Source organism: Mesonia profundi (assembly GCF_031085155.1).
In the GTDB taxonomy this organism is placed as follows: Bacteria; Bacteroidota; Bacteroidia; order Flavobacteriales; family Flavobacteriaceae; genus Mesonia; species Mesonia profundi.
In genome coordinates this window covers 23,126-49,359 of the sequence record NZ_JAVHUL010000012.1, presented here as the reverse complement: position 1 = coordinate 49,359, position 26,234 = coordinate 23,126, and the positions used below count along the sequence as shown (strand labels likewise).

Here is a 26,234-nt window from a genome sequence, read left to right as displayed (position 1 = left end):
TTAGACAAGCGACTTGTTAATTTTTTTGTAACTTAAAAATTCATTCTTACGCTTTTTTATGGCTCATCATTACGCTTCTAAAACTTATTTGTATTCTTTTTTTGTGCTGTTATTTTTGATCTTAGCTGGTTGTAAAAATGAAGCAACACTTGGAACCTCTTTGAACGAAAGTATCTTGAGTGAACCGCAAATAGAACACGACTTAGAAGAAATTAAAGCAGATGGGAAGCTTAGCGTGATAACGATTTATAACTCTACCGGTTACTTTATTTATCGTGGAAAACCTATGGGGTTTGAATATGAGTTGGTAGAACGCCTCGCAAAAAGTCTGGATTTAGAATTGGAGATAAAAGTCGCCAAAGATATAGATCAACTCTTTAATATGCTTAATCGTGGGGAAGGAGACTTAATCGCTTATGGTTTATCCATCACAGAGGCGCGAAAAAAAGTAATAGCCTTTACCAACCCGCTTTACCTTACGCATCAAGTTTTAGTACAACGAAAGCCTAGCAATTGGCGAAAATTACCAGGCTATAAAGTAAAACAGCAGTTAATTGAAGATCCTGTAGATTTAATTGGAAAAAAGGTGCACGTAAGAAAAAATTCCTCCTATTATGAGCGTCTTCATAACCTAGAAGAAGAGATTGGGGGAGATATTAATATAATCACCTTGCCAGGAGAAAAAACTACCGATGAAATCATTAAAATGGTCGTTGACGATAGTATAGACTTTACGATTTCTGATGATAATGTAGCTTCTATAAATCAGACGTATTATCCTATTTTAGATATAGAAACTCAGGTGAGTTTTTCGCAACGCATAGCTTGGGGGGTGCGAAGTAATTCTCCAAATCTCTTAAAGAAAGTAAATGATTGGGTAGAACGTAGTAAGAAACAAGATTTTTATTATGTGATTTACGATAAGTATTTCAAAAATAAAAAATCTTATAGTCGTAGAATTAAAAGTGAGTTTTACAGTAAAAACGATGGTAAAATAAGTGAGTACGATTCTATTATAAAAACCAATGCAGAGAGAATAGGGTGGGATTGGCGTTTGCTGAGTTCTTTGGTGTATCAAGAATCTCGTTTTAAACCTACAGAGAAATCATGGGCTGGGGCAGGAGGATTAATGCAAGTTATGCCAGCTACTGCCAAAGACTTGGGTATTGATGACATCCATAACCCAAGTGAAAATTTAAAAGCAGGAGTGCTTTATTTAGAGCAAATGCGGGATAAATTTAATAAAGTTACAGATAGTGTTCAGAAAATAAAGTTTACCATGGCTGCTTACAATTCTGGACTCGGGCACGTTCGTGATGCGCAACGTCTTACCAAAGCAGCGGGGGAAAATCATTTGGTTTGGGATGATCATGTAGAGGATTTTATGCTAAAGTTGAGTTCGCGAGAATTTTATACCAAACCCCAAGTGAAGTATGGTTTTGTACGTGGTAGAGAACCATTTCTATATGTAAAAGAAACCTTCTTACGTTACGATCATTATCGCGGACTTATACCTTTACACAGTCCGGAAACATCATTATAGCAAGATACTATGCAAGAAATAGAAAGAAAATTTTTACTAAAAAATAATTCCTTTAAAGAGGAAGCCTATGCTTCTTATAGTATTCAACAGGCTTATCTTAATTCGCATAAGGAAAGGACGACACGCATTCGCATTACGGGAGAGGAAGCTTTTATCACTGTAAAAGGGAAATCTTCTAAAAGTGGCTTGTCTAGGTTTGAGTGGGAGAAAAATATTCCTGTCGCTGAAGCGGAAGAATTACTGCAACTCTGCGAACCCGGAAAAATCGAGAAAACACGATATTTGATAAAAGTGGGCAAACATACTTTTGAAGTAGACGAATTTTATAAAGATAATGAAGGCTTAACTGTCGCCGAAGTAGAACTATCCTCAGAAACCGAACAGGTGAAATTACCCGATTGGCTTGGGGAAGAAGTCACTGGAGATAAAAGATACTATAATTCTTATTTGGTTCAAAACCCTTATAAAAGCTGGAAGGAATAAGCGATTTTAGATTGAATCAGATAAAAAAAGCTAAGGAATTGTAAATCACAATTCTTTAGCTTAAAAATTTTAAGGAGTCAGCAAGAAGTGACTTCTATAGAGTTATAATCTAAAAATACCGCCAAACATGATGCTAGGCTGAAAGTAGAAAAAATCTTGTGAAGCCTTGTCAGATCTAGAGTGTGTAGTTCTAATATTGGGCATATTGATATAACCTTCTTTAGCTTCTACCTGAACGAAAAAGTATTTAAAGAACGTGAAATTTATTCCTTGTTTTAAAGAAAGTCCAAATCCTGCTAAATGAAATTGATCGTAACGCTCCCGATCTAAAATGGTAGCATTGGTTTTTGGCACCAAAGCACCAATTCCAACTCCTTCGGTAATATTAATTTGAAAAATATCGGTATTCCATTCAAATCCTAATAGCTTTCCGAGATCATCGTAACGTGAAAATTCAAAATTTACGTAGTTAAGTCCGTCGGTATGTTCTAAATGTACAAAGTTGTCATCAATTTGAGTTGGCGTGTTGTCATATACCCCATTATATTCATCTCCTACAGGAGAAGAGACATCAATATAACCGCTCACATTAGCAGTTTGATAAGACATCACATATTTCATATGATCTATTCCTGCAGAGATATTGTAATGATCAGAAATAAAATACCCGATTCTAAAATTGGTCTGCGGAATAGTTACACGGTCTGGCTGAAGATAATTCTTAAACGAGATAGGCTTAGGTTTATCGTGCGCCTTAGCATCTTTTATGGTAAAATCGTAATCACTTCCTGTAAAATGAATATCAGATTTAGTATAGTAACCTCGGTTCCATCCCCAATATACAAAGATTTTACCTTTGTTGTGGGAGGTATATAAATCTGTTGCGCTCGTTGCAGTCTGAGCTTTTAATGATTTTCCGAAAAGCATTACACTTAAAACGAGTAAGCCTAATATTAACTTTTTCATTTGATAAAATATGGGTAAATAAAACCGCTCAGCACTTTTTTTAAGAGGTACAGAGCGGTTAAATGTACTTGTTATAATTTATTTCCAGCCTCCACCTAAAGCTTCATATAAATTCACCATAGAATTTAACTGGCTATATTTAGCACTAATTAGGTCTAAACGAGAATTTAGAGCATTTTCTCTAGCGGTTAACACCTCTAAGTAATTGGCTAAACCATTATTTAATAATTCTTCAGAATATTGAGTAGCTAAATCATAAGCTTCAAATTCTTTTTGCTTCACCTCTATCTTATCTGTAGATGATTCATAATTATATAATGCGTCTGAAACTTCTTTACTAGCAATTAAAAAGGCTTGTCTAAATTGTAGACGAGCTTGTTCTTGCTGTGATTGAGCAACTTCGTATTGCGTTCTAATTTGCCTTTTATTAAAAATAGGTTGCGTAAGACCTCCTATAATATTAGCAAATAAAGAATTGGTATCAAAAAGACTATCAAAACTTAAAGCTTGTAAACCTCCTGTTGCATTCAACGTAAGCGATGGATAAAAATTAGCACGGGCTACATTGGTTAGCTCAAAAGCGTTTCTTAAACTGTATTCTGCAGCCATTAAATCGGGTCTGTTTTTTAACAATTGGGCAGGAACTCCCGTTTTTAACTCGGTTTCAATTTCTTGGTTTTCTAAATCTGTTCTTGCAATAGCGGTAGCTTCTTTTCCTAATAAAATAGACATGGTATTTTCCAATAGCCTAATTTGATTATTGATATCTATTAAAATGGCTTTTGCAGTGTACAGTTGAGCTTCGGTTTGCTTTACGCCAACTTCGGTAATGTTCCCTGCGTCTTTTAAAGCTTTATTGGTTTCTAAGCTTTTTTCACGATTTTCAATAGTAATTTCCGTTACTTTTTTCTTTTCATCTAAAGAAAGTAATTGATAATACGTAGAAGCGATATTAGAAACCAATGCCGTTTTAACCGCTTGATGAGCCGCTACACTTTGTAGGTAGCCTGCTTCATAAGCTCTTTTATTACTTCTTATTTTTCCCCAAATATCAGCTTCCCAAGAAAGGTTGGCACTAAGCTCATATTGGTCTAACGAAGAATTAAGTCCTCCAAACTGACTGTTGGAAGATACTTCTTGATGAGTTAGACTCGCATTTCCGCTAAGGCTAGGAAAATAACCCGCTTTCCCTTGCTTAAGATAAGCCTCTGCAGCTATAATTTGCTGCAGGGCTACCCTAATATCAATATTATTTTGTAAACCTTCATCTATATGCTGTTGCAAAACAGCATCTGTAAACAAATCTTTCCAAGAAACATCAGCCATAGTGATGCTATCTTGTGGAAGTGAATCTGTTCTAAAGTTCTCGTCTTTTATGATCTCTGGTTGTTCATAATCTTTTGCTGCAAAACACGATACCAATAAAAATGGTAGCGCTCCTGCAAGTAAAAAGGTATATATTCTATTCTTTTTCATTATGCATTTGTTTCTTGTAGTTCATTAGATTCTTCTTCACTCTCTAAATTAGTTCTGCCAAAGAACTTTTCTTGTAACCATTGAAAGAAGATATATAAAATAGGAATAATAAAAACGCCTAAGATGGTTCCAATTAGCAAACCGCCAACAGCTCCTGTACCAATAGACCTATTCCCTTCTGCACCAGTACCTGTAGCAAAAACAAGCGGCATTAACCCAACAATAAATGCTAAAGAAGTCATTAAAATAGGTCTTAATCTTACTTTAGCACCATCAAACGCAGCTTCTACAATGCTCATTCCTTCTCGTCTACGTTGCATCGCAAACTCCACAATAAGAATGGCATTTTTGGCCAACAGCCCCACCAACATAATCAATGCAATTTGAAAATAAATGTTGGCTTGTAAGCCCATAAAATAAGTGACTAAATAAGCGCCCATTACACCCACTGGAAGTGAGAATAACACCGCAAATGGAATTAAAAAGCTTTCATATTGAGCAGACAGAATAAAGTACACAAAAAGAATACTTAATAAGAAAATATAAAAAGCTTGAGATCCTGCACTTACTTCCTCACGAGTCAACCCAGAATAACCAATACTAAAATCGCTAGATAGTTTTGAAGCTTCTTCTTGTAAAGCCGCAATAGCGTCCCCAGAAGAGAATCCTGGTGCAGATGCTCCACTAATACTAGCCGAATTAAATAAGTTAAAACGGGTTACAGATTGAGGTCCATAAACTCTTTTTAGATTAATATATTCTGTAATGGGAGACATTTCTCCTTGGTCATTACGTACGTACAAAGAATTTAGATCTTCTACCGTTGCTCTATCTTCTGGCAAACCTTGAATATAAACTCGGTATTGTTTACCATACCTAGAGAAATCGGCTGCAAAGATACTACCAATATAACCCTGAAGCGTTCCAAAAATGGTCGATACAGAAACGCCGCTATCCTTTGTTTTTGCAATATCTATATCCAATTCATATTGAGGATAGTTCGTATTAAAAGAACTTTGGGCATATAAAATTTCTGGACGTTGTGATAAGGTTCCCAATAATTGTTGAGCTTGATCGTCTAAGTTATCAAAACTACCTCCTGAACGATCCAAAAGTTTAAATTCAAAACCTGCAGAAACTCCAAATCCAGGAACACTGGGAGGTGTAAAGAAAATCATCTCTGCTCCAGGAATTTGTGCTCCTACTCCAAAGAGTTGACCTGTAATCGACTCTGATGAAAGTTCATCCGTTTCTCGTTCTCCCCAAGGTGCTAATCGTATAAAAGCAATAGCAAAGTTACTTCCTTGTCCACTAATTAAACTAAAACCATTTACTACAGTTACCCCAGTTACCCCATCAATTTGATTGGCTTTGGTTTTTAGTTGGTTCGTAATGGCCACGGTTCTATCTAAAGAAGCTCCGGGTGGCAACTCAACATTTGCAAATAATACCCCTCTGTCTTCATTAGGTACAAATCCTGTTGGTGTTTTTTCTACCCCAATATAAATTCCTGCTACGGCCAATACCAATATTAATGGAGTGATCCACTTATATTTAAATAAAAACGATAAACTATTTACGTAACGCGTTGTAGTCGCATCAAAAGCGACATTAAATTTATGATAGAATTTTTGTAACCAATTTTTATCATTATACTTCTTATCGTGATCAGGAGTTTTTAAGAATAAAGCACATAGCGCCGGACTTAAGGTCAAAGCGTTTACTGCAGAAATAACAATGGCTACAATAAGTGTAATACCAAATTGCTCATAAAATACTCCCGTAGGTCCTGTAATAAAGGTAACCGGAATAAATACAGCCGCCATCACTAAGGTAATCGAAATAATAGCTCCTGTAATTTCATCCATGGCTTTTCGAGTTGCTGTAAGAGCCGACTTGGAGCCTTCTTCTAGTTTGGCATGGACGGCCTCGACGACGACAATGGCATCATCTACCACAATACCAATAGCCAGTACAAGTGCAAATAAAGTTAAGAGGTTAATCGAATAACCAAATAAATTAAGAAAGAAGAACGTACCAATAATAGAAACCGGTACCGCAATCGCTGGTATTAAGGTAGAACGTACATCTTGTAAGAAGATAAACACTACAATAAATACTAAAATAAAAGCCTCAATTAGAGTAGTAATTACTTTACTGATGGAAGCTTCTAAAAACTCGTTAGAATCTAAGTTGATATAGACTTCCATTCCTTCTGGGAAATCTTTCTCAAACTCATCTAGATTTTTGTGTATTTCAGCAATAATTTCTTGAGCATTAGAACCCGGAGTTTGATAAACCGCCATGTTTACAGCAGGATGTCCATTAGTAGTGGCTTGCACACTATATCCCTGTGCATCCAATTCTATCTCTGCCACATCGCCCAAGGTTAAATACTGCCCATTTTCTAATGCTTTGATTACAATACCTTCATATTGCTCTTCGGTTTTAAATCTACCGCTATATCTAATCACATACTCAAAAGCTTCTGCATTATTTTGTCCAACACTACCTGCTGCTGCCTCTTGGCTTTGCTCATTTATAGCCGCGGTTATATCAGCAGGAATTAAGTTGTAGGCCGCCAACTTTTCAGGTTGCAACCAAATTCGCATCGCATAGTCTCGGCTACCAAAAACACTTACATCTCCAACACCATCAATACGTTTTAATTCAGGAAGCACGTTAATATTTAAATAGTTTTGAATATAAGTAGCATCGTATTCCTCATTCTTAGAAAGAACAGCAAGGAACATCAAAGCACTGGTTTGCTGCTTCTGAGTAATTACACCTCCTTGTACTACCTCACGAGGCAATAATGAGCTTGCTCTGGCTACCCTATTTTGAACATTTACCGAAGCAATATCTGCATCATAACCTTGCTCAAAGAAAACTTGAATTTGTGCTCTACCGCTATTACTCGCAGTAGAAGTAATGTAATCCATTCCTTCTACTCCGTTAATTTGTTCTTCTATAGGAATAATTACACTCTCCAACACCGTCTGTGCGTTAGCTCCAGGGAAGTTGGCATTCACCTGTACTGTAGGCGGTGCAATATCTGGATATTGGGAAACAGGAAGAGAAACAATTCCTAAGATTCCCAGAATAACGATAAGGACGGAAACCACCGTTGAAAGAACGGGTCTTTCTATAAATTTCTTTAACATATTTTCTGTTCTTTATTATTTGAATACAGTTTCAATAGGTTTCGCAACACTATCAAAAGGCATGGGTTGAGGTTTAATAGGGGTGTTGGTTCTTAATTGTCCAACGCCTTGAGCAACAAATGGCTCTCCTTCCTTAATTCCAGATTTAACCACAATAAAATTATCTACTCTAGCTTGTACTTCAATAGGTTGGTTGACCGCCAGCGTGTCTCCTTGTACTGTATATACGTAAACTCTACCTTGACGTTCAAAGCTGGATGATTCTGGAATTACTACAGCGTCTTCATAAGTTTCGGGAATAAGTACTCTACCACTATTTCCGTCACTCAATAATCGGTTGGGATTTGGAAATTGTGCTCTAAAACTAACCGCTCCCGTTTGTCTATTAATTTGTCCAGATACGGTTTCAATGATTCCATCTTCAGCATAAATAGTATTGTTAGCCAACCTTAATTTCACCTTAGGGAAATTTTTAATTTTGGCTTCAATATCTTTTCCTTCAGAATCGGTTAAAAAGTTGAGGTATTGTTTTTCATTCATGCTAAAAAAAGCATAAACATTGTCTGTTTGTGAAACGGTGGTTAGTACACTTGTAGGGCTAACCAATGCACCAGTCCTAAAATTAATAGACCCCACATATCCTTCTACAGAACTTTTAACGGTGGCATATCCAATATTAGCGGTGACACTGTTGTAACCTGCTTTAGCTTGCGCTAACTTTGCTTTGGCGGTTTCTAATTGAACAGCACTAATAATTTCTTTATCTACTAAAGGCTTTAGTTTATCAACCTCTACTTGAGCGGCATTTACATTAGCTTGAGCAGCAGCCGCATCCTGAGTTAAACTTTCTGTTTCAAGCTTAAATAAAACGGTACCTTTCTTTACTTTTTGTCCTGCGTCAACAAGTACTTCGGTGACATAACCAGATACTTTTGGTCTTACTTCACTATTAATCACCCCTTCAATACTTGCGGGATAAGAATCATAACCTGTAAGCGTTTTTTTAACGGCTTTGCTTACGGGAAATGGCTTGGGACCTTGGGCTTGCTGTTGGCCTTGGGCATCATCGCCACACGAGGTTAATACAATGACAGAAAGCATTAATATGCTAAGGATAATACTATTTTTCTTCATGATTTTATTTATTGCGTACGTTGTATTTCTAAAATTTTTTCAATTGTCTTCTTTAAATTATTTTGCTGATTGTTCAAGTATTCTTTATAAAGCAACCTAACCTGATGTTTGTGTTCTAATTCTTTTTCTGAAACCTTATTAAATTGATCGATTAAATCTATGATTTCGAGATCTGCTTTTACTTTGTTCAACGTGTCTTTTAGAGCAATTTCTAAATGATTTTTGCTCGCCCTAAAATAACGTTTCCTATCGCCAGGTTTGGTAAAATACTCAATGCTTCTAAGCTGCAAAAGCAAGTTAATGTTGGTAGAGATAGAACTTTTACTCGCACAGGTTATTTTGGTGACATCATCAAAGGTTAAATCTTCTGATGGAGATAAAATCAACAATCCCAAAATACGAGCTGCTAGTGGCGTGATCCCCATTTCTTTTTCAAAATGGATTCCAATACGCTCTACCAGTTTTTGCTTTTTTTCAGAACAAGATTGCATAATTACTTTGTTTTGGTTTGCAAAAGTACAGTTAGTTCGGTGTAATCCGAACTTAAAAAAACCTAAAAATTTGTTAAATAAACTAAGAGGATTCTACCTTACTTCAGACTAAGCTCTGCTCGAAAGGTTTAATCTTAAGTATGATTTATTTTGAATTGATCTCAATTTCTATGGGTTGAGAAAGACTATTCCCTTCTTGATCTACCACCGTTAGTGTATGTATTCCTGGTTCTGGAAGCGTAGATATTTCATGAAAAGTGGTCGTGCTGGTAAGGTAAGTTGCGTCTAAATACCAATACACAGTAGTTTCGGGGTTGCGATGCGCCAGCTTAAAAATAATGGGATTGGTTTCTTCTTTAAAGTTTTTTGGAAGTAAAATTACCTCTTTTTTCTTCGGAAAAATAAATTGCATCAAGTCCTCTCCGTCTTTCAAACATCCATTTTTATACGGAGGCAAACTCTGGTATTCAGGATGCTTAACCGCATAATAATATTCCATTATAGGGGGAAGCACAAACCAATTCTCACTCTGGATTTCTGCTAAAGGATAACAAGAAGAATTGACTTGAAACTGCTCTGATTGATCTAAAAAAACCGGTTGATGGTAGGGACAGACGGGAGTTCTTGTGCCGTTTTTAGGAATCCATTCTTGTTGAGTTTTGGGACAAAAAACACTTGCTAAATGTCCGCTTCTTTTACAAACCTCTGCTTCAACAAGTGCATCATAGGGAGTTTGAAAAGGTGCTGCTTTAGGTAATTTATCAAAAACTTCAAATAAAATGGGAGCTGCAGCTTGCAACCCAGTTAACCCCGGTCTTCCTTCTCCGCTGGCATTTCCTGCCCAAACTCCTACCGCATACTTAGAAGTGACCCCAACCGCCCAAGCATCTTTAAACCCATAACTGGTTCCTGTTTTCCAAGAAATAGGTTGGGAATCACTAAAGAAACTCCAATTTTCTTCTCCGTTAGGTCGATTCACTTCTTCTATGGTTTTTAACGTATGATAGACGGCGCCCGCTCCAAAGACTTCCGGAGAAAATTTTTGGGCTCCAAATTCGGGCTGCTTTCCTAATTCATAAATAGGGTTTACAAACTCATTTTTTCGGTATTCACTGGAAGAAGTATTGAAAAAATTTAGGGTAGAAGCCATTCCTGCATAAGCTTTGGTAATATCCCAAAGCGAACTTTCTGCACCTCCTAAAATGATGGGAAGTCCATAGTAATCTGCGGAATTTTCCATATTTTTCTGCTGAAGTTTTTCTAACTGATGGTAAAATTTATGCAATCCATATTTCCGAAGCATTCTAACTGCGGGAACATTTAATGATCTCGCTAAAGCAAGGCTAGCAGGAACGGCGCCGTTAAACTCTTTGTCAAAATTCTGCGGACTGTACCCGTTCACGGAAGTAGGCACATCGGCTACCAAAGTATTTGGGAGAATAGTGCCTTCATCCAGCATTGCGGCATATAAAAAAGGTTTTAAAATACTTCCTGTACTTCTGGAAGCCTGAATGAGGTCCACATAATGATCATGCGCTGCTGTTGTGGGGGAGTTCCCCACATAAGCTCTCACTTCGCGCGTTTCAATATCGAGCACTAAAATGCTAAGATTATGAATTTCATTTTGACGCAAAAGATCGTAATTTTCTTTAGCAATGGCATTCAATTGTCGCTGAAGCGGAAATTTAATCGTTGAGTTAAGCTGCGCCCCTGGATGATCCCTTCTCAATTTTTCGGTAAGGTGAGGTGCCATTTCGGGCAAGGCCAAAGGTTTGCTAGGAAGTTTTTCTGCAACCGCCAATTCATACGTGGTGGGGTCAATCACCGAATGATCTAAAAGCTTCTTTAATAATCGGTTGCGTTTTTGCTTTAAAATAAGCTCGTTTTTTCCAGGAAAAATAAGTGATGGCGCGTTGGGTAAGACCGCAAGCGCTGCCGATTGTCCCCAGCTAAGATCTTGAGAAGGAATTCCGAAATAACGCCAAGAAGCCGTTTCTAATCCTACCACATTTCCGCCGAAAGGCGCATAAGTAGCATATAAATTTAGAATTTCTTTTTTAGGCTCCCGAAGTTCCAATCTAGTGGCTTGAAAAATTTCAATCAGCTTTTCAAAATAAGTTCGTTTCTGATTTTTTCGCGACAACCGAATCACCTGCTGGGTAATGGTACTTCCGCCACGTCTTTCTTTGGTGGTGATATTTCCCCAAAGTGCTTTGGTAATAGAGATGGGATTAAAGCCGGGATGTGAATAAAAATACTCGTCTTCAAAATTTAAAATACATTGCTCAAATCGGTACGGGACACTGTCTTGTTCTGGAAAGCGCCACTGCCCGTCTTTAGCAATACGCGCGCCCAACATCATTCCCTCTCTACTTTTTAAGACGGTAGACGTAGGAGCGTTAAACAGATTTTTGGGCAAGCAAAAAATCCAAATCAACCCCACAATTAACACTACACCTAATTTGACGGGATGTTTTTTGAGGAATTGTAGAAAGGGGGTTTTACTTTTTTTCATGTGGAGTTTACTGCTAAACGATTTCACTTCGCCAAGCTCAATTTCACTTCGACAAGCTCAGTGTGACACCAGGATTGGCTTTTGCGTGAGAGGACATTTTTTAGAACTACTTCGCCAAGCTCAATGTGACAAAGAGCCTGTCGAAGGCAAAACTTTCTACTGAACCACTTTCACCCAGCTGCCTCGAGTTCTAGCAAAATAAGTCGCATCATACATGGCTTCGGCTTGAGTTCCTGGTAAATAGTAGGTTCCCAAATAAGAAGCGTTCAGTTTTACGGTAAAGACCTTGGTTTTCTTAGCGTCTACACTAAAGTAAAAATTCACTCGGTCATCCCGAATATCCTTATAATCGGCATCCCCATCGGCGCCACCTTCTAAGGCTGTAAAACTGGTGTTCACCACTTCCCATCCGCTAGGGAATATTTGTGACAAGGCCACATTATCGATGGCATCCATAGAAGTATTTGTAACCACCACTTTGGCTATAATTTGAGTTCCTTGTCTTAAGCTAGAAACATCGATTGCATTTTCTGCGCCATCTAAAAACTGAGTTTTTACAGTAAGATTGCTTTGTTCTGTCAACTCTTCGCCTAAAGGAAGCTTTCCGGTTTGGGAAATCGAAACATACAAAATATTGTCTTTTTGGTTCTCTATCTTCAGTGTGTTGGTTCCTTTTTTAATGCCTAGCTTTCTTTCGGCTAAAGCTTTTGTTGTTTTGATGCTGGAAGATTTTCCGTTAAGGCTATAACTAATCTCCACCGCTTTTCCTCCGTTTTTATTGGCCATTTTTGCTAAGGCTAGTAAGGCATAAGAGGTTTCTTGGGTACTGTACCAACGCTGCGAGGATAAGTTTTTCGCTAACGAAATCGCCAATTCTCGCTGCTGGTCATCGCCAAGAATCACCATAGTTTCTAAAGCCATAGCTTTATTTCTAAACGGAGATCCATACGTGTAATAATTATACTTTTTAGATTTAAAATCTATGTTTGCTGTGGCGGTAATTTGTTTCGCCACTTGGTCTTTTCCTGCCAATGCGTAGGCGGCAGCAAGTCTCCATTTGGCATCGTTGCTCATTTCACTAGATTCTCGCAATCGGTTCATCGCGGCTAACTCAGGTTGTCCTGCTAGAGCTAACGTATAAAGACGATACGCTTGCGTTAAACTCGAGTTATAACGGGTATAAGAATTTCGCCATTGTCTAGCCTGATTTTGTTGGTATTTCATCCAGTTACTTAAAAACGTAATGGGAAGGGCGTAGCCTTTTTTCTTTGCCTCTAGCATAAAATGGCCGGCATAATTGGTACTCCAATCGTCCACATCTGTATTTCCTGGCCAATAACCTAGGCCGCCATTGCTCGTTTGAAAAAGATTCATGCGGTTAATGGCTTGTTTTACATTTTCTTCTATTTCTTTTTTCTTAGAGAATGAAAGATCAAAAATATCAGTTATAAATAACTGCGGAAATGCACCCGAGGTCGTTTGCTCCAAACATCCATGGGGATAGCGAATAAGGTAATCCATGCGCTTGTTATAATCCATTGGCGGAAGCGTAGAAAATTCTATAGAAGCTGTATTGCTACCTTCCACTCCAAAAGTTTCCAGTTCTATTTCTTGAACTCCCTTATTTTCTAAGGTGTAGGTTCTGGAAGTTTGAGAAATAGGATTCGGATTTTCTACATCAATCTCAATAAGCGTTTTCGATTTTTCTCCGTTTCCGGAAGCATAAACTTGAAAGCTTTGAGGTTGGTTTGCAGCATTCACTTCAAACTCAAAATTTACAATTTGTTCGCCTACTTCCGTAAAGGAAATATTTTTAGAGGTATTCCCAATAGGGGTAAAAGCTTCACTCTCCTTAATGCTCACCGATACGTTTTTCACCTTTTTCTCCATGGCAAAAACGGTTACGGGAAGCGTCACTTTTTCTCCTGGAGATAATTTTCTAGGCAAAGAAGCTATCACCATTAGAGGCTTTCTTACGGGAACTGTCTTTTCGGCATTTCCATAGGCCGCTTTTTGATGATCGCCTGCAATGAGCATCGCTCTCACCGAGCCTACATAATTAGGCATGTATAAACTATGCGTTTTGGTTTGTCCTGCTTTTAAATGAAATGGCCCTAAATAAGTGACCACCGGTTTAAAACGGTCGGCTTTTTTATTTTTAGCTCCTGCAGCGGCATCACCACCACCAATTTCATAAATATGATCTACGCTGCCCGAAAAAGCACCAATCACATCGTCAAAAATATCGTAGGTTTTTACGCCTAATGCTTCCCGAGCGTAAAAAGCACCGTGAATATTTGGAGTTATAAATCTAGTGAGGTCCAATAAACCTTCATCGACCACCGCTAACGTATAGGTCATTTCTTTCCCGTTCTCTTCAGAAACTTTTAGGCTATAATCCTGCTCAGGTTTTAACACCTCGGGCATATTAATCTCTGGATGTAATTTGGTATCTGGATTTTCTACCATCAACGGAATAATTCCGTAAAGCCGAATGGGTAAATCGTTTTTGGTTTGTTCGTGAGGCTGTAATAACGAAATGTTTACAAATACATTAGGTGCCATTTCTTTGGTAAGCGGAATAGAAACTTGCGTCTCGCCTTTTTGGGTTTCTACCCATTGCTTAGAAAGTACTTCGGTTCCATTTTCAATACTGATTAAAGCGTTTCCTTTGCTCCCCGAAGGAAAGGTAATCACGGCATCTTCGCCTACTTTATATTGATCCTTATCTGAAGAGAACACAAGCATTTTGGCGCTTTCTGCATCTCCGTTGGTAGGTCTTCTGGACCAATTTCGGTAAAAGTAAACCGTTTTTCCTGTGGCGTGGCCAGAGGCTTTATCAATAACTCTCACCAAGTAACGTCCACTTTGTCGCTCGGGAATATTCACCGTAAATTGTCCTTTTCCTTTGTTGTTGGTGGTCACTTTAACTTCTTTTACGGGAGTGTAAGTGCTGGTATTATCGTAGCGAGAAAGATTATCTCTACCACGGCTCCACCACCAACGCCATTCAATTTCAAAAACTTTTACTTCCAGTTCGCGATTGCCAGCAATTTCTCCTTGCGCATTAAGGCTTATCACATCAAATTCGGTATCCTCATCGGTATAATAAGCACCATATTTATGAGGATCTGGCGCAAGAAGGCCTGCAAAATAGTCGTAAGGAGCTAGATTTTTAGAAAACACATCGATAGAAAAGTCTCCTCCGCCTTCAAACACTTTAGTAAGAAAAGTAGCTTTAAGCATTCCCGGAGCTTTTTTGTTGAGGTCTATTTTTTTACTGAAATTGGTTTCGCCATCTGCAGAAAGTTTTGTTTCTAATAGCGGCATTTCAATCTTATCAAAACTTCTTACAGGATCGGTGAACTCGTATTGCGGAAATTTTTCAAAAGCATTGCCCATAGAAGTCAGGGTAACTTCCATTTGGGTCTTAAGATTTCTGGCAGGAGAACCGTGTAGCCAAGTAGAACTTAATTTTCCCGAAATAGGTTTGCTGGCATCTAATATTTTATCGTCAAAATCTAATTTAATTTTAAGTCGATTAGGCTTTACCGTCGCTACGCGAAGTGTTTTGGTAAAGTGAGCACCACCCACATAAATGTTGGCGTTCCAGTTTCCGGTAGGGGAGGTGGTTTGGGTGATGATGGGGAAATAAAAGAAACCGTTTTTAGCTTGTTGGGGATCTGTTTCTTCACTCAACACTTCTTGCAGAACTAATTTCCCGCGGGCATCAGTTACTTGAAGTTTCACAGGATGATTTTTAGGCAGCGGATTGGCTTTATCATTCAGCGCAAAAGTTAAATGAATCGTATCTCCAGGACGGTGAACGCCTCTTTCGGTATACATCAATCCTTTTAATCCTTTTTCTAGGATTTTTCCTGATACATCAAACTTACTTAAGGAAAGCGCATTTCCATCTTCCAATTTTGCGTACGCATAATTTTCTCCTTTATGGGCGATGGCAAAAGCTGCTTTTTTAGCGTTATCATTTAGCGCAAAACCTTTTTGATTGGTGGTTATAGAAGAAATGAGTTGCTGCTGGTAGTTGTAAAGATCTACGGTAACGCCTTTTTCTGGTTGAGCGGTAATTAAATTGGTGGTTGCAAAATGATAGGAGCGATTGTTGCTTTCTTTAACGATAAGTCCTAAATCTGATCCTAACACATTGGTGCTTACAAAACGATCATCGTTAAAATAAGAAAGACTGCAAGGATTGTCGCGTTCTTCCCAATTGTAGGGCGTATTTCGCCAATCATAAATCTCATTGTCCCAATATTGTTCTTCGCGTTCTTCTTCGGAAGAAGCGCTGTTATCATATTCGTATACTTCTTCGTCGCCAGCCTTACTGATTTCATTTCCGCAATTAAACGTACTATACTCTTTTTTAAAGCTCAACTGAATCTGATACATTGCTCCTGGATCTGCCTTAATAAAATCTGAAATATTGATGGCGTGCGCTTTCCAAGAACTCGATTCAAATTCATTTTTGGAAGTAAGCGAAATCGTTTTTTTGGCTACTCTTCTTCCTACGCGGCGAATGTTATACGAGTTTTGATCGTTTAAATTACCAAACTGCAGGTGTTGAAGCATATTGTCTTGAAAAATCTTAATCACGCGCACATCTACGGCCGAGAGGTTGACGCTTTCAAAATAGATGGGCGTTGAAGCCGAACTGGGTAAGATAACACCTTTAGAAATTAAGCGTACCGCGGGTTTTAGTTGCTCAAAAGAAATGGTTTCAGCGAAATCTCTTTTTAAAGGAAAGCCATAGGTGTTTTTAATTCCTTTAAATACATTAACGTTGACTTGTCCCGTAATCCGCTCTGAAGGGTATACGGTTAACACGTTGCCATCTACTTCAAAACGTAAATTGTTTTGATCTTTGATGCTCACCAAACCTTTAAAATTTTGATTTTCGTTAAGCGGATCTGAAAAATTGATAGAAAGTGAGCTTTGTTCTGCCAAAGAGGTTTTAAAATCGATGATGGTAAAGTTATTTTGGCCGGGAATAGCAAAGCTGTTTTCCCCTTTATTTTCGGCTTTGATAGCTTTCCCATCCCAAGAAATTTCGATTTGAGAATCGTCTATTTCTCGCTGAATGCTGTCGATAGTAAAACTAAAATAATTAGCATCTTTCGCTTCTTCCTGCCATTTAATAGATAGATTTTTTCCGTTTTGAGAAGCTTCAACTAGTTGCTTTGCCTTTTGAAGTTGGATGACATCTGAAGCCTCTAAAGTTCCCGTTACATACTGCCATTCTTTAGAATAGGATTGCAGATTGCCTAAATTTACTTTAAAATTAGGTTGCAGAGTTTTAAAGCTAAAGCTGAATTCTTTATACTCTTTATCTAAGTCATCGTAGAGCTCGTCTAGCTTTAAGGTCACTTGATACTCGGTATCGGGTTCTAAGTGGGTTTCGGGTTTAAAGACTAGAGAGGTGTTGTTTTCTATAAATAATTTCCCTTTGATGCTGGGAGATATCGTTAGGTATTTGGCTGGAATTTCTTGCGTAAGCTCATATTGCTCCAAAGGCTGAGCAAGATTAATTCTAATAGGCTCTGCAATAGAAACTCGTCCTTGCGTATGAAATGAAATGTATTCTTTGAATTTGAATAGATTATCGGTTTCAGGCGGAGTTTTATCTTTACAAGCACTAGAAACTAAAAATAGACTTATGAATAGAAGGCGGAAGAAGATTTTCATAGAGGGAAATTTATGTTGCCAAAGTTAAAAGAAATCGTGGCGGTAAGCAAGGCTATTATTTCTTCGCAAAAATAACGCTTATAGATGTATTTCTTGCATAAAAGTCTTAGCTAATTGTTTTGTAAAAAAGCTAAGACTTCATTTTTATAAGACCTGCTAATAGGAATCGCTTTATGATTAATTTCTATCAACTCGTGGGTGTAGGCTTCAATATGTTGAATATTCACTAAAAAAGAACGGTGGGTTCTTAAAAATGGAGGCTGAGGTAATTTTTCTTCATAGGTAGAAAGCGAATCTCTTGTCACCCAAACTTTATCTAGGGTATGAAATTTTAGATAATCGCCGGTGCTTTCCACGTGAGTAACTTCGGCTAAATTAATTTTCACCATTTTTCTGTCGGCTCTAATATAGATGGAAGAAACCTCCTTGAGAGTAAGGTTTTCTGAAGCGTTTTTCTCTACGACCACATCCATATATTTTTGAATGGCCTTTAAAAAGCGTTCAAAAGAAATAGGTTTTAAAAGATAATCTAAAGCTTGAACTTCAAAACCCTCCAAAGCATATTCTCGGTAAGCGGTAGTGAAAATTACTTGCGTTTTTTGATCTAAAGCTTTGGCTAGTGATAATCCCGAGAGCTCTGGCATATTAATGTCTAGAAAAATAAGATCTACTTCTTCTTGTTGTAATTCCTGAAAGGCTTCCATTCCATTTTTACAGGTTCCTACCAAGTCTAACGCATCTATTTTTTGCAGGTAATTGCAAATGATCTCTCTTGCCATAGGTTCATCATCTACCACTAAACAGCGAATCTTTTTGCTCATTTCTAGGACTAATTTATAAATGCTTCGTTTCTCACTTCCTCATTAAGAAGGTTATCACTTTAAAAATTTTAACCGGGCATTACTATTTTTAAATCTACTATAAACCGATTTTCTTCTTGCTTTATTTCTAAAACATGTTTCTCTGGGTAAAGCAAATTTAGGCGTTCTTGAATATTTTTAATGCCTATGCCTTCGGTATTTACAACCGAATCATCACAAGTGTTTTCTATATAAAAATGTAGTTTTTTGGCATTTTCTTTAATAAATATCTTTACGATTAATTGTCCGTTGATAATTTTTCCATGCTTAAAACTATTTTCTACAAAAGGTAAAAATAACATCGGACTCAGTTGTCGGTTGGGGTTTTCTATTTGCTTATCTAAGTTAACCTCCAAGGTATCTTGAAAACGCAATTTTTCCAAAGCAATATAATCTTCCACATGCTTCAGTTCTTCTTCTAAACTTACCTTTTCTTTTTGAGTTTGGTACAGAATATAGTCCAGTAAGTTAGACAATTTTAAAACCATTTCTGGCGCTTCATCTCTTTTAGAAAGAGTAAATCCGTAAATCGTATTTAATGAATTAAACAAAAAATGAGGATGAATTTGCATTTTCAGTGTTTCTAATTGCTGCTTTTTAAAGGCTAGCTCGGTTGTGAGGAATTTTCGTTCTAGCTGTTCTTTCTCTGCGGAAGAAGAATAGAGGTATTGAATAACCTGTAGGACGATTACCAGGAGAACCACCATTAAAATGCCCAATAAAATAAAAGGTAAACTTTTGGTGATGGGTGTTATTTCTCCTGTTTGGAAATCTTGTAAGAAAATGAGCGCATATAAAATAGATTGAATACTGACGTATGACGCAATAATAAATGCGTAAACGGTGTATAGGCTAAACCACACATATTTCTTTTGAATCAAATACCTAGGAATCAAATAATGCGAAAAGATGTACGCCGTAATCATGGTTACTGGCATCAGAAATAGGGTAAAGCGGTTGATGTATGTTGTATTTGTGCTCCCATAGCCTAGAAAATAAGTGAAGAAAAAATAAATACCAACCCAAAAAACAAGGTGCACGAGTGCTTCTACTATTCTATAAGGGATGTTTTTTTTTGGTTTCATACGCTACGCAATTTCAGTATTTTAAGCGAAAAACCGACTATAATGCGATGAATAACCGCTATTTTTAGCTCGATAACCTAAAAAACACCTGATGTGGGAAATCTGCTCTAAACAAGTTAAAAACAAGAAAAAACTGGTTATTAGTCGATAAAAAATAAAACAAAGGGATTTAGCTTTTAGTTTTGAATTGTGTTTAACTTTAAAACTGAACTTATGAAAAGCTTAATGATTAATGCCATGCAACAAAGAATCTTTCTTTCCATCTCAGACCGCTTTCAAGAAGGTGGACCTGTATTTATGTACACCACTTTATTAATTTTACTGGCCATAGGGGCTCTTTTTATTTTTGAATTGATCAAGGGGAAAAACCTTAGTAAAAGCATAAGCTTGCTGAGTTCACTGAGTCTTTTTGCTTTAGTTTGGGGATTCTTTGGACAATTACTTGGTCTTATTCAAGTATTTGATACGATTGAAAGTTTAGACAACATAGCTCCTGCAATTATTGCCGGAGGAATCAAAATTACCGTCTTATCTCCTTTGTTCGGGATGTTTACATTCTTAATAGGAAGAGTTTTTATTATGGTGCTTACGATCTTGAAGAAAGAGAAAGATTAAGTGGTGCTGCGCAATGCCATATCTCGGCTCTCACCCAATACAAGCTCTTCCCATTAAAAAAAGGGGTTCTAGCCAGATCGCGTTCGCAAGCTTTATCTTTTCAAGGTAAAATGTCCGGTGTAGCGTTTCCCATTTTTGCGTTCCATCAAAAACCAATAGTCATTGCTCGGCATGGCCTTGCCGTGATAAGTGCCATCCCAACCTCGGCTGCGTGGGTTAATTTTTGTCAGTAATTTGCCAAAGCGGTCGAAGATATATATATTCAATTCTGGTTCTCTATGAGAATTGAAAATTTGCCAGGTATCGTTTATTCCATCGTGGTTTGGAGTCAAGAACTTCGGATAGTAAAGCAGATAAACCGCCTGAGTTGCAATGCCACAACCATTTTTGTCTTTCACATAAACGGTATAATCTTTAGAATACTCCAGGTTAAAAAATTGATTGCTTTCTTGGTATTGGACATCATCCAGAGAATAGAGATAATCGCCTTCCCCATTTACTTCTACTGTTATAGAATTATTTTGTGCCGTCCAATCTTGGATTTCTATGGTAATGATTTCCGCTTTTCCAGAAACAGAAACATGAACCGTTTTGGAAGTTTCACAAATGAAATCGTCATAGTTAGTTGTTGCCGTCACCTCATAATCCCCAGTTTCGGAAACCATTATGGTCTGGCTGGTTTCACCTGTGGACCACACATAAGAATCATAACCAGGATCTGCTGTTAATTCTATGGGCGTGTCATTACATATAAAAGCCGAACTTGGCAAAGTCAACTCTGGGTTTTCTCTGACAATAAGGTGAAGGGTGGTTTCTGCAAAACACGCTGGATGTTGTGGGTTTTTGATGAGAACAATCAAGGTTTGGCTTTCGGAAACAAACGGATTAGGCAATGACGATAAGGTATCGCCATCGGCATTCAGGTAAGAAAGACTAAATCCGGTTTGTCCATTTAAGATTTCGTTTTCTAAATTAGACGTGTCAAATTCTGCGCTGCCATCTCCTAAACCGCAAGCTTGCAAAGTAATATCAGGAGACGCTATGGGAGATTCGAAGACTTCCAACTCAAAAGACGTTTGTTTCATGCAATTGGTGTTTTCACTATTTTCAATGCTGACGTAAATCGTTTGTGGCGAAGTCGTGTTTTCATAATTTCCGGGAGAACCGATTTCATCTGATAAAGCGGCATCTGTATAGTAATGAAAGATAAAACTGGTTGGGGATTGCCCATCGAGCAGATTTTCTTCTTCCCCCGTCAGATCAAATTCTGCAAAAAAGTCATTTTGTGTGGAAATGGAAGGATCGCTACAAGTCGTCAACCTTGGCGGATTGGGATTGACAATCGGAGTTTCAAAAACTTCAATAGAAAATGACGAACTGGCTTCACAATCTGTATTCAGGCTGTTTTTTACTTTTACAAATATTGTTTGTGTGGTGAAAGCAGTATCGTTTTGAAAATTTACAGGAGTGACAATCGGGATACCGCTATCAAAATTTTCTTGTGAGCTGTAATATTCAACGCTAAAAATGTTTGGGTCTTGACCATTTAAAATAACAGGAGTTTGGGTGGTCAAATCAAAGTTGTAGAAGCCGTCATTATCGTCGTCGCAGGCTAACATGTCATCCACAGGATTGGCTTCGGGCTGTTCATAAATTGTTGCCGAATTTGAATAGCTTGTCGTATTGCCGTTGATGGTAATTTCAACCACAACGTTATAAATCCCTGGTGCGGAAAATACATGGGTTGGATTTTCTTCTGCTGAAGTATTATTGACTCCAGAAGCAGGGTCGTCAAAATTCCAATTGATGCTTTCAACATCGCTTAGTTCATCAGCTAAGGAGAACGAAGTGGCCTGGCCAAAACAGGTATTTATGTAAGTAAATGTATTAATTTCAAAAAAGGATTGCACAAAATTAGGCAAGCCAATACCGGAAAACCGCCCTTGCAAATCGACCGCATTCTCTTGAAAATCGCAATCTATCCCGACATTGTTTGGAGAATTAATAACATTTAAATGAGTCCCCGAGTTGATATAGATTTTTCCATTGGACGCTAGTTGCATCCCCAAGCTAACGAAATAGGGAATTTCCTGCTTTGAGTTTATGATATCCTGGGCCGTACCGGCTTCAAGATTATATTGTAATATAGCTAATGAAACCACCCCAAAATAAAGCACCTTACTGTTGGGCGAAAACTCAAAGCCATAAGACATCTCATCATTATCCTCATTAGAAATATCCCACAAGATTATTGCATTGGACACTATTCCCGTGTTGGCATCAAAATCGAATAACAGCTGTTGTCTTAGGTTTGCGAGTGCAATTTTTTTCCCATTGGGCGAAAACTTCATATAACCTCCACCATAATTGTTATCTGAGCCAGTAAATATAGGGCCTACGGTGCTGGTTACTGGCGTGGTTGCGATTCCTTGAGCAGTGACTTCAAAGGCATAGAATTTATTATTTTCCATGGCATGTGTCATTACCCAAAAGCTATTTGTATTGACATTTTTTACAGCAGTCAGTTTTTCAGAAATTGGTGTTTGCAACATGACATTTTTAAACGAAGTAATCCCTCCCAAACCTCCGTCCAAATCCATATCGACTTCAGAATACTGCAAACCATCGGGGCCGCCCACATCATCTGCTGTAAAAATGTAATACATAGAATTACTTCCGGGTTTTGGCACAATCACAGCTGCCTGCGTTGTTGACGCATCACCATTTAACCCCGTGCCATTAAGCATCACTTCGTTGTTTTTATTATACACTGTTGAGCCGTCGGTATAAAACAACAGCTCACCCGTATCTGGTGTGGAAATAGCTGCACAGCCTTCTTGGGTACTTAAGGCTCCATTTAATAAGACTTCTGGTTCACCTTCATTAAAATGGACTCCAGCTTCCTGCCCGAAAAACCAATAATCGCCTTCGTGCTGGCCAAAAGCAATAGTCGTAAAGAAAAATGCTAAAAAAACAATTGAAACTCTCATTATGAACTAAAGATATAAAGTTCTAGTCTTATTTATGTGGGAAATACAGAAAATCTCTTTTATGATAAATGACTAAATGACTAAATGACGTAAGACATAAGATGAAATTTATAAAAAAGAATGATAGCAATATTTTTCAATATCTCAAATCAGTACTGTCCTAATTAAATTTAGAATAGAATTTATATTTAAAGATTCTGATATAGTTTTTTCTTTTTTGCATTGCCCAAAAAAGAAACAAAAAAGTCTAGGCTGACGAAACTTTATCTAAATTTATCACTCAATCCCTAAATTTTAGGAACTCGCCAATAAACTTTAGATTAACCTAAAAAAAAGTTGTTGGGCTCAAACAGCCTAAAATTTTACGGAATTTTCATCTCAAATTTCACGATAAATTTTCGATATGCCAAAAACAACATACCGTTAAAAATAATCCCTTTCAATATAAAAAGCCTTTGGCACGCAACTATAATAAGACTTTACACGGCATTACTAATATTGTTTAAAACGCTATTCACCTCAAATAGTAAAAAAATATTACGTCTTTCAGTCCTAAGTCGGTTATCCTTTAAATTAAAAAATAAAATTCTAGACCCAACCTTCGTGGTAGAAGCAAAAAAGGAAGGAGCTTTTTTTTAGTTTGTCGAAAAAAATTGGGATATGGCTTCGATATAATTTTCGATCGAGAATCACTCAGCCACCGGATATAGGTTCATTTCAATTCTAAGAGAATTATTCTTTTTGATACATTTTAATGTCTAATTCATCGTTTAAATAACTGGCTCTAAACATTCCCGGAGTATTAAATTCCATCGCAATATTACCCAAATGATCGATGGCGATAATGCCACCTTCGCCACCTAGTTGAGGTTGTTTCTTATAGATTACTTTTTTTACAGCTTCTTGTATGCTGAGTCCTTTATATTCCATTAAGGCAGAAATATCATAAGCTACGACACCACGAATGTAATATTCTCCCCAACCTGTCCCCGAAACAGCGCAAGTCGCATTGTTGGCGTAAGTTCCCGCGCCAATAATAGGAGAATCACCAATGCGTCCCCACTTTTTATTGGTCATCCCTCCGGTAGAAGTCCCGGCGGCAAGGTTTCCGTTTTTGTCTAAAGCCACACAACCTACGGTGCCAAATTTGCTTCCGTTGAGGTCTGGATTATAGAAAGACGCCTGTTTGTTGTTTTCTTTTTGTTTGATGCGACGAACATTTTGAAGTTGCTTTTTAGTAATAAAATAAGAAGGGTCTACTAAAGTGAGCTTTCTGGTTTTCGCAAAAGCTTCGGCGCCTTTTCCAGATAAAAATACATGCTCTGAGTTTTCCATTACTTCATAGGCCAAATTAATAGGATTTTTGACGGTAGAAACACCGCTAACTCCGCCAGCATTTAAGGTTTTTCCATCCATAATGGAAGCGTCCAGTTCGGGTTGTTCTTCGTGGGTGAGTACAGCGCCTTTCCCCGAATTAAACAAAGGAGAATCTTCCAAGATATTGATACTTTGTTTTACGGCTTCTACGGCAGAACCTCCGTTTTTTAAGATGTCGTTGCCTTTAGAAATAGCTTCGGAAAGTTTTTCATGGTATACTTTTTCTAAGCTGTCGCTAAGGTTTTCTTTGATGATTTTTCCTGCGCCACCGTGGATGACAATGCCAAAAGGGGCGTTTGGTTTTTTTTGAATTGTATCTAGCGTAGTTTGCTTTTGAGTAGGATCAACAGAAGATTTATTGGTTTGCTGGCAACTGATGCTTAAGCATAAGACACCCCAGAGAAGTAGAATATTTTTCATAGTGTTAAAAATTAGGAATTAGCCGTGTCCAACTAAGAGATAAGACCTGCCCGTATCGAAACAATACGTTCGGGCGGGCCGCTGCGCTGAAAGACATAAGATATGAGAAATGATTGTTAACAACCTGATAATTACAATAAATCAGTAAAAATTTTTATTAATCTTTAAATTATCAATGATAAAGTCACTAGCAAGCAGTAATTAACCTAAAAACCTCAGAATGCCTATTATGTCTGAATCCGCAGAACTCTGTAAAATTTTAAACGGACACTAATAATTGAAAATAAAAGATACTCATTTTTTGCGACAGCGATAGTAGTGAAAATCCCGGATTGTGCCTTAGCACAAACGGAATTGTAACGAATAGCGCGGTTTTGCCCCTTTTTTAGGGCAAAAGTTGCCCAAAGTAGCAGAATGATGACAAAGGTTTAAAAAGCTTTTAGTAAATTTATAAAATTCAAAAAAACAAAACTATGGCGATTCAAAAACCTTTTAATTTAACGAAGTGGGTTGAAGAAAATAGAGACTCTTTAAAACCTCCCGTGGGCAATAAGAATTTATACAAAGATGCGGGGGATTATATTGTGATGATCGTAGCGGGACCCAATGCTAGGAAGGATTATCATTACAATGAAACCGAAGAATTGTTCTATCAGTTGGAAGGGAATATTGAGGTGCACATTCAAGAAGATGGTGAAAAGAAAACCATGAAATTAGGGCCTGGAGATATGTATTTACATCCTGGTAAAGTGCCGCATTCTCCTGCGCGAGGAGAAAATTCTATAGGTTTGGTGGTAGAAAGAAAACGAAAAGATTTATCTGGCGAGGATGGTTTGCTGTGGTTTTGCGATAATTGCAACCATAAATTGTACGAGGTGTATTTCCCGTTAAATGACATTGAAGTCGATTTTTTGAAACATTTTAAACATTTCTATGCTAGTAAAGAATTGCGTACCTGCGATAATTGCGGAACGGTGATGGATGTGGATAAACGATTTGTGGCGGAGTAGTACCCATATCCGAATTCATTATTGAAAAACACTAGTGTCCAATAAAAATATTACAGATTTCTGTTATTACAAGTATAATAAGGTTTTTAAACTTTTTAAGGATGTTACAGCTTGCTATGATGTTGCGCATTGAAATTTAAAAAATAAATACCTATTCTTAATTTAATTAATTTGGTTATTAAGCTATTATGAATCAAGTCTTTTATCTTACGTCTTTCAGCGAAGCGATCTTGTATCTTAGTCGGACACAACTAATTTAAAATTATGCTTAGATTTTATTCGCTTTAGCCTTTATAAACCTGCATTTAGGAAATTAACAGGAACTTAAAATTATTTACAAGGTATTTAGAAGATAATTTTTTATTTTCGGCATTGGTTGAAAATCCGCTACCAATTAGAGGA

The 26,234-nt window shown here is 37.5% G+C and carries 15 protein-coding genes; 4 read left to right on the top strand and 11 right to left on the bottom strand.

Translation table 11 applies throughout. The annotated features are described in order from the left end of the window. Window positions 1–58 precede the first annotated feature (58 nt). Window positions 59–1,543, top strand: coding sequence for an MltF family protein (locus RBU60_RS06250; protein WP_308863886.1), 1,485 nt, complete (start codon window positions 59–61; stop codon window positions 1,541–1,543). 9 nt (window positions 1,544–1,552) lie between these two features. Further along, window positions 1,553–2,026 (top strand): CYTH domain-containing protein, encoded by a 474-nt coding sequence (locus RBU60_RS06245; RefSeq protein ID WP_308863885.1) that lies wholly within the window; start codon window positions 1,553–1,555, stop codon window positions 2,024–2,026. A gap of 102 nt (window positions 2,027–2,128) precedes the next feature. On the opposite strand, the gene RBU60_RS06240 is transcribed toward RBU60_RS06245, so the two are convergent. The 9 genes from RBU60_RS06240 to RBU60_RS06200 form a co-directional block, all read right to left on the bottom strand. After that, on the bottom strand, window positions 2,129–2,992 hold the full coding sequence (locus RBU60_RS06240; protein WP_308863884.1) for a hypothetical protein: 864 nt from the start codon (window positions 2,990–2,992) through the stop codon (window positions 2,129–2,131). 78 nt (window positions 2,993–3,070) lie between these two features. Continuing rightward, window positions 3,071–4,468: an efflux transporter outer membrane subunit gene (locus RBU60_RS06235; protein WP_308863883.1), complete on the bottom strand. Its 1,398-nt coding sequence runs from the start codon at window positions 4,466–4,468 to the stop codon at window positions 3,071–3,073. After that, entirely contained in the window at window positions 4,468–7,632 is a 3,165-nt protein-coding gene (locus RBU60_RS06230) for an efflux RND transporter permease subunit (RefSeq protein WP_308863882.1), read from the bottom strand. The genes RBU60_RS06235 and RBU60_RS06230 overlap by 1 nt, the downstream gene beginning before the upstream one ends. A 15-nt stretch (window positions 7,633–7,647) precedes the next feature. Beyond that, window positions 7,648–8,766 carry an efflux RND transporter periplasmic adaptor subunit gene (locus RBU60_RS06225; RefSeq protein ID WP_308863880.1) on the bottom strand — a complete coding sequence of 373 codons (1,119 nt, stop codon included), beginning with the start codon at window positions 8,764–8,766 and terminating at the stop codon, window positions 7,648–7,650. A gap of 8 nt (window positions 8,767–8,774) precedes the next feature. After that, the gene (locus RBU60_RS06220; RefSeq protein ID WP_308863878.1) at window positions 8,775–9,257 is read right to left on the bottom strand and encodes a GbsR/MarR family transcriptional regulator; all 483 of its coding nucleotides are present in this window, start codon (window positions 9,255–9,257) and stop codon (window positions 8,775–8,777) included. A 145-nt stretch (window positions 9,258–9,402) separates the two neighbouring features. After that, window positions 9,403–11,772 carry a penicillin-binding protein 1C gene (gene pbpC, locus RBU60_RS06215; protein WP_308863877.1) on the bottom strand — a complete coding sequence of 790 codons (2,370 nt, stop codon included), beginning with the start codon at window positions 11,770–11,772 and terminating at the stop codon, window positions 9,403–9,405. Between the two features lie 156 nt (window positions 11,773–11,928). Then, on the bottom strand, window positions 11,929–17,475 hold the full coding sequence (locus RBU60_RS06210) for an alpha-2-macroglobulin family protein (RefSeq protein ID WP_308863876.1): 5,547 nt from the start codon (window positions 17,473–17,475) through the stop codon (window positions 11,929–11,931). 110 nt (window positions 17,476–17,585) lie between these two features. Further along, window positions 17,586–18,296 carry a LytR/AlgR family response regulator transcription factor gene (locus RBU60_RS06205; RefSeq protein WP_308863875.1) on the bottom strand — a complete coding sequence of 237 codons (711 nt, stop codon included), beginning with the start codon at window positions 18,294–18,296 and terminating at the stop codon, window positions 17,586–17,588. A 68-nt stretch (window positions 18,297–18,364) separates the two neighbouring features. After that, window positions 18,365–19,420 carry a sensor histidine kinase gene (locus tag RBU60_RS06200; protein ID WP_308863874.1) on the bottom strand — a complete coding sequence of 352 codons (1,056 nt, stop codon included), beginning with the start codon at window positions 19,418–19,420 and terminating at the stop codon, window positions 18,365–18,367. A 213-nt stretch (window positions 19,421–19,633) separates the two neighbouring features. On the opposite strand from RBU60_RS06200, the gene RBU60_RS06195 reads away from it, so the two are divergent. Next, window positions 19,634–20,035 carry a MotA/TolQ/ExbB proton channel family protein gene (locus RBU60_RS06195; protein WP_308863873.1) on the top strand — a complete coding sequence of 134 codons (402 nt, stop codon included), beginning with the start codon at window positions 19,634–19,636 and terminating at the stop codon, window positions 20,033–20,035. A gap of 92 nt (window positions 20,036–20,127) precedes the next feature. Here RBU60_RS06195 and RBU60_RS06190 read toward each other — a convergent pair whose 3' ends face one another. Further along, a complete protein-coding gene (locus RBU60_RS06190) occupies window positions 20,128–23,025 on the bottom strand; it encodes a T9SS type B sorting domain-containing protein (protein ID WP_308863872.1) in 2,898 nt (965 codons plus the stop codon). 732 nt (window positions 23,026–23,757) lie between these two features. Next, a complete protein-coding gene (locus tag RBU60_RS06185; RefSeq protein WP_308863871.1) occupies window positions 23,758–24,822 on the bottom strand; it encodes an isoaspartyl peptidase/L-asparaginase family protein in 1,065 nt (354 codons plus the stop codon). A gap of 473 nt (window positions 24,823–25,295) precedes the next feature. Here RBU60_RS06185 and RBU60_RS06180 point away from each other — a divergent pair, with 473 nt between their 5' ends. After that, window positions 25,296–25,832, top strand: coding sequence for a 3-hydroxyanthranilate 3,4-dioxygenase (locus RBU60_RS06180; RefSeq protein ID WP_308863870.1), 537 nt, complete (start codon window positions 25,296–25,298; stop codon window positions 25,830–25,832). Window positions 25,833–26,234 lie beyond the last annotated feature (402 nt).

What these genes read in the sequence shown, in the direction of transcription:
- RBU60_RS06195 (WP_308863873.1), top strand. Translation starts at nt 19,634, where the DNA reads ATGAAAAGCTTAATGATTAATGCCATGCAACAAAGAATCTTTCTTTCC.
- RBU60_RS06200 (WP_308863874.1), bottom strand. Translation starts at nt 19,420, where the DNA reads ATGAAACCAAAAAAAAACATCCCTTATAGAATAGTAGAAGCACTCGTG.
- RBU60_RS06230 (WP_308863882.1), bottom strand. Translation starts at nt 7,632, where the DNA reads ATGTTAAAGAAATTTATAGAAAGACCCGTTCTTTCAACGGTGGTTTCC.
- RBU60_RS06225 (WP_308863880.1), bottom strand. Translation starts at nt 8,766, where the DNA reads ATGAAGAAAAATAGTATTATCCTTAGCATATTAATGCTTTCTGTCATT.
- RBU60_RS06205 (WP_308863875.1), bottom strand. Translation starts at nt 18,296, where the DNA reads ATGAGCAAAAAGATTCGCTGTTTAGTGGTAGATGATGAACCTATGGCA.
- RBU60_RS06190 (WP_308863872.1), bottom strand. Translation starts at nt 23,025, where the DNA reads ATGAGAGTTTCAATTGTTTTTTTAGCATTTTTCTTTACGACTATTGCT.
- RBU60_RS06245 (WP_308863885.1), top strand. Translation starts at nt 1,553, where the DNA reads ATGCAAGAAATAGAAAGAAAATTTTTACTAAAAAATAATTCCTTTAAA.
- RBU60_RS06210 (WP_308863876.1), bottom strand. Translation starts at nt 17,475, where the DNA reads ATGAAAATCTTCTTCCGCCTTCTATTCATAAGTCTATTTTTAGTTTCT.
- RBU60_RS06185 (WP_308863871.1), bottom strand. Translation starts at nt 24,822, where the DNA reads ATGAAAAATATTCTACTTCTCTGGGGTGTCTTATGCTTAAGCATCAGT.
- pbpC (WP_308863877.1), bottom strand. Translation starts at nt 11,772, where the DNA reads ATGAAAAAAAGTAAAACCCCCTTTCTACAATTCCTCAAAAAACATCCC.
- RBU60_RS06250 (WP_308863886.1), top strand. Translation starts at nt 59, where the DNA reads ATGGCTCATCATTACGCTTCTAAAACTTATTTGTATTCTTTTTTTGTG.
- RBU60_RS06240 (WP_308863884.1), bottom strand. Translation starts at nt 2,992, where the DNA reads ATGAAAAAGTTAATATTAGGCTTACTCGTTTTAAGTGTAATGCTTTTC.
- RBU60_RS06235 (WP_308863883.1), bottom strand. Translation starts at nt 4,468, where the DNA reads ATGAAAAAGAATAGAATATATACCTTTTTACTTGCAGGAGCGCTACCA.
- RBU60_RS06180 (WP_308863870.1), top strand. Translation starts at nt 25,296, where the DNA reads ATGGCGATTCAAAAACCTTTTAATTTAACGAAGTGGGTTGAAGAAAAT.
- RBU60_RS06220 (WP_308863878.1), bottom strand. Translation starts at nt 9,257, where the DNA reads ATGCAATCTTGTTCTGAAAAAAAGCAAAAACTGGTAGAGCGTATTGGA.